Source organism: Methylibium sp., assembly GCF_965279545.1.
Lineage (GTDB): Bacteria > Pseudomonadota > Gammaproteobacteria > Burkholderiales > Burkholderiaceae_C > Methylibium.
This window is the reverse complement of sequence record NZ_OZ257250.1, coordinates 1,768,446-1,783,933: the sequence shown is the minus strand read 5'-3', so window position 1 is coordinate 1,783,933 and position 15,488 is coordinate 1,768,446. Positions and strand designations below refer to the sequence as shown.

The following is a 15,488-nucleotide window of genomic DNA, read 5'->3' as shown; positions in this document are numbered from 1 at the left end:
CCGGTGTTGAGTGCCTCCGCGGCGCCGCACCGCATCACGTCACGGGTCGCTGCGTCGCCAGGCGTCGCAGCGACCGATTGAATGCCAAGGAACCTCCATGCGTGAAGCTGCCGTCGTCTCGACTGCCCGTACTCCCATTGGCCGTGCCTTCCGGGGTGCGTTCAACAACACGAAGTCGCCCACGCTCATGGCGCATGCGGTCCGGCATGCTGTCGCCCGGGCCCGCCTCGATCCCGAGCGCATCGAGGACCTCGTGGTCGGCACCGTGCTTGCCGCCGGCACGGCCGGTTCCAACATCGCGCGCCAGGCGGCTTTCGCCGCCGGGCTCCCGCATGCGGTCAGCGCGCACACGATCGACCGCCAGTGCGCCTCGGGCCTGATGGCGATTGCGGCGGCCGCCAAGCAGATCATCGTCGACGGCATGGACGTCGTCGTGGCTGGCGGGCAGGACAACATCTCGGCGCTGCAGCAGCGCTACTTCGAATGGGTGCAGGCCGAGCAGGACCCGAACGTCCTGCTGCATGCGCCGCACGCCTACATGCCGATGCTGCAGACGGCCGAGTTCGTCGCGCACAAGTACCGCGTCTCGCGGGATCAGCAGGACGACTACGCGCTCGCGTCGCAGCAACGGACGGCGCAGGCGCAGGCCGCGGGCCGCTTCGATGCCGAGATCGTGCCGATCACGACGACGATGCTGCTGCAGGACAAGACAACCGGCCAGGTCTCGCCCAGGGAGGTCACGCTCGCGCGCGACGAGGGCAACCGACCCGACACGCGCCGCGAGGCGCTGGCCGTGCTGGCGCCGGTCGTCGACGGCGGCGTCGTGACGGCTGGCAACGCGAGCCAGCTGTCCGACGGGGCCAGCGCCTGCGTGTTGATGGAGGCGGGCGCCGCACGGCGTGACGGACTCGAGCCGCTGGGCTACTACCGCGGCATGGCGGTGGCCGGCAACGCGCCCGAGGAGATGGGCATCGGCCCGGTCTACGCGATCCCGAAGCTGCTGAAGCGGCACGGGCTCTCGGTTGACGACGTCGGCCTGTGGGAGCTGAACGAGGCCTTCGCCTGCCAGGTGCTGTACTGCCGCGACCAGCTCGGCATCGACCCGGACCGATACAACGTCAACGGCGGCGCGATTGCGATCGGCCACCCCTACGGCATGACGGGCGCGCGGCTGGTGGGCCATGCGTTGCTCGAGGGCAGGCGGCGCGGTGTTCGCCATGTGGTCGTCGCGATGTGTGTCGGCGGTGGGATGGGGGCGGCCGCGCTGTTCGAGGTGGGTGGGTCTGCGCGGTGACTTCGCTGCGGTCACCGTCCCGCCCTAGGGGAAAACGATGGCTCCGAAGTCGTTCGAAGAATTTGCCATAGTCTCAGATTCTCTCTACACTTTCTTTAATTGATATCAAATCAAAAAACGGGGACAACGGGTATGGGCTTCGTGGTTGGAATCGATGTCGGCGGCACGTTCACGGACGGCGTGGCGGTTGACGCAGCGGGGCGGATCGTCTCCGCCAAGTCGCCGTCGACCCCGCCCGATTACTCGGAGGGGGTGTTCGATGTGCTGGCGCTGCTCGCCGAGCAGTTCTCGGTGACGCGCCGGGCCTTCCTGGCGCAGACCGACCACATCTCCCACGGCACGACCTCGTCGCTGAACGCGCTCGTGATGGGCAGGGTGCCGCCGGTGGGCTTCATCACGACCAAGGGCCACGGCGACTCGATCGCGATCATGAACGTCGAGGGACGCTACCTCGGTCGCTCGTCGCAGGAGCTGCAGAACGTGCTCGGCCACCGCAAGCCGTCGCCGCTGGTGCCGAAGTCCTTGTTGAAGGAGGTGGCGCAGCGCATGGACCGCGAAGGACACGTGCTCGTCGAGCTCGACGAGGACGAGGTGCGTGCCGCCGTGCGCGACTGTGCGGCGCAGGGGGTGAACGCGATCGCGGTGTCGCTGCTGTGGGCGTTCCGCAACCCGGCCCACGAGCGCCGCGTGCGCGAGATCATTCTCGAGGAGGCGCCGCGGATGTTCGTCGCGCTGTCCTCGGACGTGAGCCCGCGCATCCGCGAGTACGCACGGCATGCGACGACGATCATGAGCACGCAGATCGGTCCGGGCCTGCGCGACTACCTGAACAACCTGGAATCCGGGCTGCGCGAAGAGGGCCTGACCGGACCGTTGCTCGTGATGCAAAGTTCGGGCGGCGCGATCACCGCCGCCGAAGCACCGGCCACGGCGATCTCTACCGTCGGCTCGGTGCTCACCGGTGGTGTGGTGGGGGCGATGCAGCTGGCCTCGCAGCTGGGGCACCGCAACGTGATGGCTACCGACGTCGGCGGGACGACCTTCCTGGCCGGACTGATCGTCGATGGCGAACCGGTGCGGGCGGTGCAGACGATCATCAACCAGTCGCCCGTGAACGTCCCGACGCTGCGCGTCGAGGCGATCGGCTCCGGCGGCGGCGCGATCGCGTGGATCGACGCCGGCGGCAACCTGCAGGTCGGCCCCTTGAGCGCGCAGGCCAAGCCCGGTCCCGCCTGCTACGGTGCCGGCGGCACCGAGCCGACCGTGACCGATGCGAACCTCGTGCTCGGGATCCTGCCGATGCACGGCCTGCTCGGCGGCAAGCGACCGCTGTCGCTCGAGCTGGCACGCGACGCCATCCGGCGCCGCATCGCCGAGCCGCTGGGCCTCAGCATCGAGGCGGCCGCCGCGGCGATCTACGCGGTACAGAACGCGCAGACCGGCGACATGCTGCGCAAGATCGCGGTCGAGGCCGGCCACGACCCGCGCGACTTCGTCGTCTACGCCTTCGGCGGTGCCGGGCCGGCCCACTGCGCGGCCTATGGTGCCGATGTCGGCGCCAGCGAGGTGCTGGTGCCGCTCGGGCCGGTGGCGTCGGCGTTCTCGGCCTTTGGCCTCGCCGCATCGGACATCAGCGTCGTGCGGGAGCTGTCGGACCCCGCACTGTTCCCGCTCGATCCGTTGCACGTCGCTGCGAACTTCGAGCGGCTCGAGCATGAGGTCGTCGCGGTGCTGGAGCGCCAGGGCATTCGCTTCGTGTCGACCGAGCTGCACCGCGAGATCGACATGCGCTACGGCATGCAGATGGGCGAGGTCGCGACACCGGTGTCGACCGGCCCGCTGTCGGCGGCATCGCTGCAGCAGGCCGCGGACCGCTTCGAGCAGCTCTACGCGCAGCTCTACGGTGCGGGTTCGGGCTTCCGCGACGCCGGCATCCAGGCGCTGACCTACCGCGTGCGCGGCACCGGCGTGCTGCCGGTGTCGCCGGAGCTGCCGGAGATCCCGCGCGCCGACGGCATCCCGGTCAGCGACGCGCTGATCGAACGCCGGCCGATCTGCCTCGATGGCCGCGAAGGCCCTGTCGATACACCGGCCTACGACTACACGCGCCTGCGCGCAGGGCATGTGATCGACGGTCCGGCGGTCATCCAAGTGCCGACGACAACCGTGGTCGTGCCGCGCGGCATGCGTGGCACGATCGACCGGCTGGGCAACCTCTCGATTGCGACCGGCGCCTGAGCCAGGAGACGCACATGCACATCACGATTCCCGGCTCCGAAGTCTTCGTCAGCCGCCCCGTCGCGCCCGAAGAGCTGTTGCGCTCCCTGCCGCCGAGCCTGCAGGTCCACACCGTGTCGCAGGAGGCGATCGACGCGGTCGATCCGCTCACCTATGAGGTGATCCGCCACCGCCTGTGGTCGACCACCGACGAGATGGGCGAGACGCTCAAGCGCATGTCGGGCAGCCCGGTGGTCAGCGAGGCGAACGACTACGACTTCACGATCAACGACGAGGCCGGGCAGGAAGTCCAGATCGGCCTGTACAACACGATGCTCGCCGGGGCGATCGATCTCGCGATCTTCTGGACGCTGCGCCACCGTGCCGACAATCCCGGCATCGAGGACGGCGACATGTTCCTGTGCAACGATCCGTGGATCGGGGGCGGGCTGCACCAGAGCGACGTCGTGATCATCTCGCCGGTGTTCCACGAGGGCAGGCTGTTCGCCTGGACCAGCGCGATCTGCCACGAGCCCGATCTCGGCGGCATGACGCCGGGCTCGATGCCGATCTCAGCGGCCGACGTCTTCTCGGAAGCCGTGCCGACGCCGCCGGTCAAGATCGTCCGCAAGTTCACGCTGCAGAAGGACATTGCCGACATGTGGGTGCGGCGCTCGCGCGTGCCGCAGCTCGTCGGGCTCGATCTGCGTGCGAAGGTCGGCGCCAACATGGTGGGCCGCAAGCGGCTGCTGGCGCTGATCGCGCAGTACGGACCCGACACCGTCAAGGCGGTGATGAAGCGGATGATGAACGATGCCGAGCGCCGGCTGCGCGACAAGCTGCGCCTGGCCCCGGACGGAAGCTGGCAGGCGACCAGCTACCTCGACCAGGCGCAGGCCGGCGACCGCGGTACGCACAAGCTGGCGCTGACGATGAGCAAGCGCGGCGACCATCTGACCTTCGACTTCAACGGCACCGCGCCGCAGGCCGGTGTCATCAACTGCACCTACGCCGGCTCCCGCGGCGGCATCATGCTCGCGCTGCTGCCGACGCTGGCGGGCAACATCCCGTGGGCGGCCGGCGGGCTGATGCGCTGCTTCGACATCGTCACGCCCGAAGGCACGATCAACAACGCCAGTTTTCCGGCGGCGATCAACAAGGCGCCGATCGCCACCGCCTGGGCCATCGGCAACCTGGCGGCGCAGTGCCTGTCGCAGATGCTCGATGCCACCATCGATCTGAAGGCGCACGTGCAGGCCACCTGCTGCGGCACCTGGAACACCGCGGTGCTCGCCGGCCTCGACCAGCGCGGCAAGCGTCACTCGCCGTTCGTCGACGTGGTGATGGAGTCGATGGCCGGTGGCTACGGCGCGCGGCCGACCGCCGACGGCATCGACACCGGCGGCGTGTTCTGCATCCCGATGGGCAAGCTGCCCGACGTCGAGATGACCGAGCTGCTATACCCGCTGCTCGTGCTGTGGCGGCGCGAGGAGCCCGACTCGGGCGGGCCGGGCCGCCAGCGCGGCGGCGTCAGTGCCTCGGCCGCGATCACGCCGCATGGCACTGCGGTGCCGATGGCGCTGGTGCTGTCCAGCTCGGGCATGGCGACTGCGCAGAACCAGGGCCTCGCCGGCGGCCACCCGGGCAACACCGGCCACAACGTCGTCGTGCGGCGCAGCGCGCTGCAGCAGATGTTCGAGCGCGGCGTCGTGCCGACCGACCTGCTCGACTGCGGCGGCGAGCTCGACACCGCCCAATGCATGTCCGCCGGCCTGCTCGAGCCGGGCGATGTGCTCTACCTGCATTGCCAGGGCGGCGGCGGTTATGGCGATCCGCTGCGCCGCGATCCCGACGCCGTCAGCGCCGACCTGCGCATCGGCAAGATCAGCCGCGAGGCGGCCGAGCATGTCTATGGTGTGATCGTCGACGACGGCGGCCGGACCGACGCGCCGCGCACCACGCGTCGGCGCGCAGCGATGTGCGACGACCGCGCGCGCCGCTCGGCGCCGCCGCCGCGGGCGTTCCCGAAATACGTCGACCCGATCCGCAGCCACGCCCTCGACGACAACCTGGCCATCGTGCAACGCAAGGGCGAGCCCGAAGTCGTGGCGTGCCGGCACTGCGGCCAGCAACTCAGCGACCACGACAAGCGCCTGTCGCTGGCCCGTAGCGACTCGGCGGCGGTTGCGCCGGGGCGCAACGTGCGCGTCGACCCGGCGCACTACGTCGACACGGAGATCGTGTTCCGGGAGCACTTCTGTCCGGGCTGCTACACGAGCCTGAACGCCGCGCTGGTGCCGAAGGAGCACGTCGACGTGATCGGCGGGCTGCACACCATGGCTGCGCCGTAGCGCCCCCTTCCTTTCACTCCGCTTCTCTCGTCGCGACCGTGTCATTGGCCGGTCGCGTGGGGATGCCTTTCGCCCTGAACCGGGTCTATCGACGCCTGACGTCGAGTCGAGGAGACAAGAGAACCATGCCACATTCGATCCGCCCTTCAAGCATCGGCAGCCTCGTCGCGCTGCTCGGCCTTGGCCTCGGCTTGCCGGCCTCGGCATTCGAGATCAGCACCGGGAACCCGGACGTCAAGCTGCGCTGGGACAACACCGTCAAGTACAGCCTCGGCGCGCGGGTCAAGTCGGCCGACGCCGAGCTCACGTCCACGCCGAACCCGAACTTCGACGACGGCGACCGCAACTTCGACAGGGGAGTGATCTCGAACCGCTTCGACCTGCTGTCCGAAGCGGACCTGACCTACCGCAACGTCGGTGCCCGGGTCAGCGGCGCTGCGTGGTACGACTCGGTCTACAACGGCTCCACCGACAACGACTCCCCTTTCACCTACAACGCGTTCTCCGTCGACTCCAGGCACTTCACGCGAGACACCGAGAGGCTGCACGGCCGCAAGGGCGAGATCCTCGACGCGTTCGTCTTCGCGAAGGGCAAGGTCGGCGATTCCAGCTACAGCGCCCGTGCCGGCCGGCATGCGCTGCTCTGGGGCGAGAGCCTGTTCTTCGGCGAGAACGGGATCGTGGCCGGCCAGTCGTCGCGCGACATCATCAAGCTGCTGTCGGTGCCCAACAGCCAGGTGCGAGAGTTCCTGCGGCCGATCGGGCAAGTCTCGGGGCAACTCCAGCTGAACCCGGCGATCTCGGTCGGCGCCTACGTGCAGTACGACTGGGAGCCCGACCGCCTGCCGGCATCGGGCAGCTATCTGTCCCGCGGCGATCTGGTCGGTGTCGGCGGTGAGCGTCTGATCGTCGGCCCGCCGATTGCGCCGGGCGGCGGACCCGCGGCGTTCTTCCGCACCCGGGACCTGGAGCCCAGCGGGTCGGGGCAGGGCGGCGTTCAGCTGCGCTGGCGCAACGACGCCGTCGACACCGACTTCGGCTTCTATGCGATCCGCTACCACGACAAGAGCCCGCAGTTCTACCTGCGTCCGAGCGGCGGCGCCGATCCGGCCAGCGGCAGCATCGGAACTTACCAGCAGGTTTACCACCAGGGGGTGAAGGCCTACGGCGTCAGCGCCACCAAGACCTTCGGCAGCGTCAACCTGGCCGGCGAGATCTCGGTGCGCCGCAACACGGCACTCATCGCCAACGGGGGAGCGGTCGTCGTGCTGCCGGGCCAAGCCGCCGATGGCGACGACAACCCCTTGTACCCGGTCGGCAATTCCGCCCATGCGCAGGTCTCGGCGATCCACACGCTCGAACGGGCCGCATTCTGGGACGGGGGCTTCCTGCTTGGCGAGGTTGCCTGGCATCGCCGGACCAGCATCACGAAGAACGCGCAGAACCTCGATCCCAACACGACCCGCGACGCCGTCGGACTTCGGGTGCTCTTCATTCCGACCTGGTACCAGGTGCTGCCCGGGCTCGAACTCTCGGCGCCGATCGGGCTTGGCTACAACCCGAGCGGCCGGTCGTCGGTCATCACGCTGTTCAACGGCGGTTGGAGCAAGGGCGGCGACCTCAGCATCGGTCTGAACGCGACCTATCTCGACACCTGGAAGGCCAGCATCAACTACACGACCTTCCTCGGCAGCGCCGGCACGATCCTCGACCCGCTGACGACCAGCTACACGTTCAAGCAGTCGCTGAAAGACCGCGACTTCATCACGCTGTCGATCCAGCGCACCTTCTGACGCCCGGGAATACCGTCATGCAAGCCATTCGATTCGCCCTCTGTGCCACGACGCTGCTGTTGGCGGCGCAAGCAACCCTCGCCGCGGCGACCGCCGAAGAAGCGGCGCAGCTCAAGACCACCCTGACCCCCCTCGGCGCCGAGCGCAACGGCAACAAGGAAGGCACGATCCCGGCGTGGACCGGCGGCTACACCCAGCCGATACCGGGCTACGAGCCGGGAGGCCGCCGTCCCGATCCGTTCGCGTCGGACAAGCCGCTGTACTCGGTCACCGCGCAGAACCTGGCCCAGTACGCCGACAAGATCAGCGACGGGCATCAGGCGATGTTCAAGAAGTACCCCAACTACCGCATCGACGTCTATACGACGCGGCGAACGGCGGCGGCACCGCAATGGGTCTACGACAACACCTTCAGGAACGCCACCCAGGCCAAGACGACGAACAACGGCGTATCGGTCGCCGGAGCCTACGGTGGCATTCCGTTCCCGATCCCGAAGACCGGCTCGGAAGCGATGTGGAACCACATCCTGACCTGGCAAGGCGAGGCCGCGCGCTGGCTGTTCCAGACCTGGATCGTCACGGCCGATGGCAAGCGGCTGATCTCCTCCGACTCGGTGATCGACTACCAGTACCCCTACTACTACAAGGACGGGTCGCTCGAGACCTTCAAGGGCGACTACATGGTCCTGCGTCTCGTGACCGAGGGGCCGCCGCAGAAGGCCGGTGAGGCGATCGTCGCTCGCTACCCGACCGACATGGTCGGCGTCGGTCCGCGGCTGTGGCAGTACCTTGCGGGTCAGCGGCGCGTGCGCAAGCTGCCCAACGCGCTGTACGACACTCCTTCGTTCGTCACTGCGGGCATCAGCAACTTCGACGAGATCTGGGTGTTCGGCGGTCCGCAGGACCGCTACGACTGGAAGCTGGTCGGCAAGAAGGAAATGCTGATCCCCTACAACAGCAACAAGTCGCTGCAGCCGTCGAAGATCGATGCGGTGATGTCCGAGCGCTTCCTGAACCCCGACCAGATGCGCTGGGAACTGCACCGCGTGTGGGTCGTCGAGGCGACCCTCGCCGACGGCAAGCGTCATGTGATGCCCAAGCGCCGCTTCTACCTCGACGAAGACACTTGGCTTGCCGTGCTCGCAGATGGTTGGGACCAGAAGGGCCAGCTCTGGAAGACGTTCTGGTACCAGCCGGTGCTGGCGTCCGAACTGCCGGGCGTCATCGGCGGCTCCTACGGCCATTACAACCTGCAGACGGGCGACTGGATCGCGAACCAAATGGTGTCGGAGAAGCCGAGCCACATCTCTTTCCAGAAGCGCCTTCCCGACAGCTACTTCACCGGCGAGGCGATGGCTGGCGAGAGCGTGCGCTGAAGACGCCTGGTCGTGCACATGAGGACAACAGACGTGTGGAAGATGGTGTCGGTCGCGGCGGCGTGCGCGCTGACCGTCGGTGCGACAGCGTCGCAGCCGGTGGCCGACGTGCTCGAGCGTCCGGCGCTGCGGCTGACATACCCTGCGCGCGCCGCACTTGTCGACGTCGGGCACGCCGGACCGCGGATCGTCGCGGTCGGAGAACGCGGCGTGATCGCCTTGTCCGACGATGGTGGAGCGACCTGGCGTCAGGCCGTGGTGCCGGTCAGCGTGACCTTGACCGCCATCCACTTCCCGACGTCCCGACTCGGCTGGGCCGTCGGGCACGGTGCCGTGGTGCTGCACAGCGCCGATGGCGGCGAGACCTGGAAGATGCAGCTCGACGGCATCAAGGCCGCGGCACTCGTGCTGCAAGCCGCAAAGTCTGCAGCAGGGTCGAGCGGCGCGGGTGACAAGCGGCTCAAGGCGGCCGAGCAGCTGGTTGCCGAGGGCCCTGACAAGCCCTTGCTCGGTGTGCACTTCCTCGATGCGCGGCACGGCGTCGTCGTCGGTGCCTACGGAATCGCGTTCGAGACGCTGGACGGCGGGGCTTCATGGCTGCCGCTGATGAACCGCATCGAAAACGCAGGCGCCTTGCATCTCTACGCGGTCGACTCGCAGGGCGACAGCCTCTGTATCGCCGGCGAACAGGGCGTCGTGCTTCGCTCGCTCGATCGTGGTCGATCGTTCGGCCGCATCGAGTCGCCCTATAACGGCACCTACTTCTCGGTGGCCTGCGGCGGCGACGGGTCGATCTTTCTCGGTGGGCTGAACGGCAATGCCTACTGGTCCAGCGACGGCATCCACGCGTGGCAGAAGGTCGATTCGGGTTCCCAGGCATCCATTGTGGCGATACGCCGCACGTCCGAAGGGCGTCTGTTGGTTGCCGATCAGGCTGGGCGCGTGATGCGCAGCGACGACGGCGGCCGCAGCTTGAGCACCGACGTGTGGCGAACGCAGGCACCGTTGTCGGCGTTCGTGATGCTTGCCGATCATCGGCTCGTCGGCGTCGGGTTGCGTGGCGCCGCGCAGCGGCCGGCTGACGTGCCAACGGGAGCCGGCCAGTGATTGCCACCGACATCTCGTCGGGCGCCAACGCGCCGTTCGATGCGGCCTCGGGATCACGCATCGAGCGGCTGCTGTTCGATCACCGGCGTGCCGTGCTCGCGATCTGCCTCCTCGTCACGCTGGTTCTGGGCATGCTGGCGACTCGGGTGCAGCTGAACGCAAAGTTCGAGGACATGGTCCCGGCGAGCCATCCATTCATCGCGAGCTACCTCGCGAACAAGGACGAGCTGCGTGGCCTCTTCCCGAACGCGATCCGCGTTGCTGTCGAAGCCCGGCACGGATCGATCTACGACCGTGACTACCTGGAGACCTTGCGCCGCGTCAACGACGAACTGTTCGTGCTGCCTGGGGTAGACCGGCCTGCGATGCGTTCGTTGTGGACCCCGGGCACCCGCTGGCTCGCGGTCACCGAAGACGGTCTCGACGGGGGCCCGGTCATCCCGCCCGACTACGACGGCTCGGCCCCGTCGATTTCACGGCTGCGGGCCAATGTCGCTCGCTCGGGAGAGATCGGTCAGCTCGTGGCGGCGAACCTGAAGTCGAGCGTGGTCTTCGTGCCACTGTTGTCGGTCGACGCCGACGGCAAGCCTTTGGACTACCGCGCGCTGTCCGACCGGCTGGAGGAGATCCGCACGAAGTACGGCAACGCTGCGATCGACATCCGCATCACGGGCTTCGCCAAGATCGTCGGGGACCTGATCGACGGCCTGCGCGCGATGCTGCTCTTCTTCGGCGCCGCGATCGCGATCGCGATGCTCGCTTTGTACTGGTACACGCGCTGCCTGCGCAGCACGGCCCTGGTCGTGGGCTGCTCGCTGGTCGCCGTCGTCTGGCAGATGGGCCTCGTTCCACTGCTGGGTTACCAGCTGGACCCCTACACGGTGCTGGTGCCCTTCCTCATCTTTGCGATCGGCATGAGCCATGGGGCGCAGAAGATGAACGGCATCACACAGGACATCGCTCGCGGGGCCCACCGGCTGGTGGCGGCACGCCTGACGTTCCGGCGGCTGTTCATGGCGGGACTGGCGGCCTTGCTGTGTGACGCGGTCGGCTTCGCGGTGCTGTTCGTCATCCAGATCGAGGTGATACGCAGCCTGGCGGTGATTGCGAGTGTCGGCGTCGCCGCGCTGATCTTCACGAACCTGATCCTGCTGCCGATCCTTCTCAGCTACGTTGGCGTCGGCGATCGCGCCATCCGGCGATCCCAGGCTGCCGAGCACGATGTCGAGTCGCAGGCGCGGTCGGGGTGGCAGCCGTTGGTCGAAAGCTTTGCAGTGCGGCGCCGGGCCCCCATCGTCGTCGGTGGCGCGGTGCTGTTGGCGGTCCTGGGCGCCGTTCTCGCCCAGGACTTGAAGATCGGCGATCTGGACGCCGGCGCGCCAGAGCTCAGACCCGAGTCCCGCTACAACCGCGACAGTGCCTTTCTCACCAGCAATTACGGCGCCAGCAGCGACGTCTTCGCGGTCATGGTGAAGACGCCGCCCGGGCAGTGTGCTCAGTACAAGACGCAGGCCAAGGTGGACGCGCTGGAAGCTCGCTTGCGCCAACTGGAAGGCGTCGAGTCGACGCTGTCGCTCGCCAGCCTGAGCAGGCAGGTCACGACGCTGATGAACGAGGGCAGCGACAAGTGGTACGAGCTGCCGCGCACACAGGGCCTGCTGAACTCGGTGACCAACCAGGTGCCGCCACAGCTCTTCAACGAGACCTGCAGCATGCTGGCGCTGTTCGCCTACCTGTCGGATCACAAGGCGGACACCTTGACGCGCATCGTCAACGAAGTCACCGACTTTGCTGCGGCGAACGACGCCGAAGACGCGCGCTTCCTGCTCGCCGCAGGCAACGCCGGGATCGAGGCAGCGACGAACATCGTCGTTCAGGATGCCAACCGCATGATGCTGCTGCTGGTCTATGCGGCGGTGACGGCGCTGTGCTTCGCCACGTTCCGCAGCTGGCGTGCCGTGGTGTGCGCGGTCGTGCCGCTCGCGCTCACGTCGATCCTCGCCGAGGCGCTGATGGCGAAGCTCGGCATCGGGGTCAAGGTCGCCACCTTGCCGGTGATCGCGCTGGGGGTGGGCATCGGCGTCGACTACGCGCTCTACATCCTGAGCGTGATGCTGGCGCAGATCCGGCTCGGCAAGACGGTCGTGCAGGCCTATCGCACTTCGCTGCATTTCACCGGGAAGGTCGTGATGCTCACGGGTGTCACGCTGGCCACCGGCGTGGCGACCTGGATCTTCTCGCCGATCAAGTTCCAGGCCGACATGGGCCTGCTGCTGGCCTTCATGTTCGCGTTGAACATGTTCGGCGCCCTGGTGCTGCTGCCGGCGCTGGCGTCGGTGCTGCTCGACCCGGTTCAGCGAAGCCGCAAGGCCGTCCCAGCAGCAGCGTGACTTTTGGATTCGAAGAGGAAGACAGATGCGTCTGAAAGACAAGGTTTGCGTGATCACCGGTGGTGCCGCCGGCATAGGCCAAGCCACCGCGCGCAAGTTCGCCAAGGAGGGCGCTACGGTGGTGATCTGCGATCGATCGTCTGCCGCGATCGGCACGGAGGTCGAGAGTGCGGCACGAGAAGGCCTCGACATCACCGGCTACGAGCTGGACGTCGTCGATCGCGAGTCCGTGGACAGAGTCCTCAAGGAGGTCCTGACGCGATGCGGGCGCGTCGATGTCCTGGTCAACAACGCAGGGATCACGCGCGACGCGCGCCTGCAACGCATGACCGAACAGCAGTTCGACGAAGTGATCGACGTCAACCTGAAGGGTGTCTTCAACTGCACCCAGAGCGTCGCGCCTGTGATGATCGAACAAGGTGCGGGAGTCGTGTTGAACGCATCGAGCGTCGTGGGGCTGCACGGAAACTTCGGTCAGACGAACTACGCAGCGAGCAAGTTCGCGGTACTCGGAATGACCAAGACCTGGGCCCGCGAACTGGGATCAAAGGGCGTTCGAGTCAACGCCGTGTGTCCCGGCTTCGTCGAAACCGAGATGCTGAAGACCATGCCCGAGAAGGTGCTGGACGGTTTGAAGCGCGCCTGCTGGATGGGGCGTCTTGGCTCACCCGACGAGATCGCAAGCGTCTACACATTCCTCGCGAGCGACGACGCAAGTTTTGTCAATGGGGCCGTGATCGAGGTATCGGGCGGTCTTTCACTCTGAATCAGCCTCACGATGGCGCTGCTTCGTCGATGCCTGGAAGAACTGCGTGCGATGCGCGACGAGCCCCATTCGCAGCAGACGTTGGACCCACGGACGTCGCGGCATGTCCTCGCTCCGCCGCCGTCTACCTTGATCGAGGCCGCGGACAAAGGAATGAACTCGCGCACGGAAGCCGTACGACCGCGTCTGGAGGCGGATGCGGCACTGATGCTTCCAAGAGGTCGATAAATATGCGGACGCTGAACCACGGGCGGAAATGCTTGGTCATCGCTTGCGCTGGGCCTACTCGGCGTGAGGTGATCGAGATTCCGTTCCGCCATCGGTCGACCCACACAACGCTGCCGCCGCGCACTGTGGCGATGATCCGCTGACCCAGGCGCTGTTCGCGACCGAAACATTTCAAGGAGACGTTCCGATGAAGGTGCCCAAGAACGATGCGCCCACACAAAGCGAGCCGACACGCCGAGGATTTCTCTCGGCGGCGCTGGGGGGCGCAGCCGGACTCGCCAGTGCTTCGACAGCAATGCCCAGCGGTGCGGCCACGGTCATGGACTGGTCCCACGAAGCCGACATTCTGATCGTAGGAACGGGTGCCGGAGCGTCATCCGCCGCCATCGCTGCCGTCAATGCGGGCGCTTCGGTGATCATGCTGGAGAAGGGGCCGACCTACGGAGGAACGTCCGCAAAATCGGAAGGCGGGATGTGGGTTCCCAATAACCGCTTCTTGCGTGCCAAAGGCTTGGTCGATGCCCGCGAAGACGCGCTACGCTACATGGCCCGCTGTGCTCGACCGCACCTTTACCGGGCCGCAGCGCCATTCTTCGGAATGCCAGAGTCGGAATACCGACTCATGGAGGCGTTTTATGACAACGCCTCCAATACCTTTGAGTTTCTTGAAAAGGTGGGCGCACTCAAGACGACGCAGATCCTGCTTCTGCCGGACTACTTCGAAGGGCCCGAGAACAAGGTTCCCGTGGGCCGTCAGATCATGACCGAGCAACCGAACGGGCAGTACGGACTCGGTGTGGAACTCGTGCGGCAGCTCAAGACGTGGCTGGAGTCACGCAAGGTGCCCTTCCTCCTCAAGCACCGCGCGCGCAAGCTCGTTCGCAACACGAAGGGTGAGGTCGTTGGCCTGGAAGCGGTTACCGCCAATGGTCAAGAGCTCAGGCTGCGCGCGCGCAAAGCCGTGGTCTTTGCCACGGGCGGCTTCGCGCACAACAAGGCGCTGATGAAGAGTTTTCAGTCGGCTCCCATCTATGGCACCTGTTCTGTGCCCACGAGCGAAGGAGATTTCATTCCGATTGCCCAAGCGGTCGGGGCGAAACTTGGAAATCTCGACAACGCCTGGCGCATGCAGGTGGTCCTCGAGCATACGCTCGACATGCCGAGTGTTCCGAGAGGGATATGGCAGCCGCCGGGCGACAGCATGATCGTCGTGAACAAGTACGGCAAGCGCGTCTTCAACGAGAAGCACAACTATCACGATCGCTCGCGGGTGCACTTCGTCTGGGATCCCAACCGGGAGGAGTATCCGAACCAGCTTCTGTTCATGATCTACGATCGGCGCGTCGCCGAACTCTTCGCCGGCAATTTCCCTTTGCCGGCTGCGGGCGCCAGCGCGCCTTTCGTGATCCGCGGGGAAACGCTCGACGCCTTGGCTCAAGCCATCCAGGGACGCCTCGACCTGCATGCGGACCAGTGGGGGGAGGTTCGCCTCGAGGACTTCTCCGCGGCCCTGTCCAGGACGATATCCGAATTCGATCAGTTCGCGGCGAAGGGCGTCGACGAGCAGTTTCAGCGTGGCTCGTTTCAGTGGGACACGAGCTGGCTGAGCTATACCTCGATACCTCGCGAAGGAACCGCGTGGAAGACAGGTGAAACGCCGAGTCCCACCATGCGCCCCTTCCAGTCCGAAGGGCCGTACTACGCAATCGTCCTGGGTTCGGGCGTCCTCGATACCAATGGCGGCCCGGTGATCAATCCCAAGGCGCAAGTCCTCGATCCTTCCGATGTTCCGATCCCCGGTCTCTACGGCGCCGGCAACTGCATTGCTTCACCAGCGGGACAGAGCTACTGGGGCGGCGGGTGCACGCTGGGCCTGGCAATGACCTACGGGTATCTCGCGGGGATCAATGCGGCCCAGGAGGCCGTGAAGGACGCGATCAATCTGGTCGCATCCGCCGGCAAATAG

General features: G+C 66.7%; 9 protein-coding genes. All 9 read left to right on the top strand.

Annotated features, from left to right (window positions below):
• Window positions 1-97 precede the first annotated feature (97 nt).
• The 9 genes from ACQY9S_RS08250 (at window position 98) to ACQY9S_RS08210 (ending at window position 15,488) form a co-directional block, all read left to right on the top strand.
• Window positions 98-1,294, top strand: coding sequence for an acetyl-CoA C-acyltransferase (locus ACQY9S_RS08250; protein ID WP_428424696.1), 1,197 nt, complete (start codon window positions 98-100; stop codon window positions 1,292-1,294).
• Between the two features lie 132 nt (window positions 1,295-1,426).
• Window positions 1,427-3,532, top strand: a complete 2,106-nt coding sequence (locus ACQY9S_RS08245) for a hydantoinase/oxoprolinase family protein (RefSeq protein WP_428424694.1) — start codon at window positions 1,427-1,429, stop codon at window positions 3,530-3,532.
• A 14-nt stretch (window positions 3,533-3,546) separates the two neighbouring features.
• Entirely contained in the window at window positions 3,547-5,862 is a 2,316-nt protein-coding gene (locus tag ACQY9S_RS08240) for a hydantoinase B/oxoprolinase family protein (RefSeq protein WP_428424692.1), read from the top strand.
• Between the two features lie 125 nt (window positions 5,863-5,987).
• Window positions 5,988-7,655, top strand: a complete 1,668-nt coding sequence (locus tag ACQY9S_RS08235) for a DUF1302 domain-containing protein (RefSeq protein WP_428424690.1) — start codon at window positions 5,988-5,990, stop codon at window positions 7,653-7,655.
• A gap of 17 nt (window positions 7,656-7,672) precedes the next feature.
• The gene (locus ACQY9S_RS08230) at window positions 7,673-9,031 is read left to right on the top strand and encodes a DUF1329 domain-containing protein (protein WP_428424688.1); all 1,359 of its coding nucleotides are present in this window, start codon (window positions 7,673-7,675) and stop codon (window positions 9,029-9,031) included.
• A 42-nt stretch (window positions 9,032-9,073) separates the two neighbouring features.
• Complete coding sequence (locus ACQY9S_RS08225; RefSeq protein ID WP_428424686.1) at window positions 9,074-10,138, top strand: WD40/YVTN/BNR-like repeat-containing protein; 1,065 nt, start codon at window positions 9,074-9,076, stop codon at window positions 10,136-10,138.
• The gene (locus ACQY9S_RS08220) at window positions 10,135-12,528 is read left to right on the top strand and encodes an efflux RND transporter permease subunit (protein WP_428424684.1); all 2,394 of its coding nucleotides are present in this window, start codon (window positions 10,135-10,137) and stop codon (window positions 12,526-12,528) included. The genes ACQY9S_RS08225 and ACQY9S_RS08220 overlap by 4 nt, the downstream gene beginning before the upstream one ends.
• A gap of 25 nt (window positions 12,529-12,553) precedes the next feature.
• Window positions 12,554-13,294 carry a 3-oxoacyl-ACP reductase FabG gene (fabG, locus tag ACQY9S_RS08215; protein WP_428424682.1) on the top strand — a complete coding sequence of 247 codons (741 nt, stop codon included), beginning with the start codon at window positions 12,554-12,556 and terminating at the stop codon, window positions 13,292-13,294.
• Between the two features lie 415 nt (window positions 13,295-13,709).
• On the top strand, window positions 13,710-15,488 hold the full coding sequence (locus tag ACQY9S_RS08210) for an FAD-dependent oxidoreductase (RefSeq protein ID WP_428424680.1): 1,779 nt from the start codon (window positions 13,710-13,712) through the stop codon (window positions 15,486-15,488).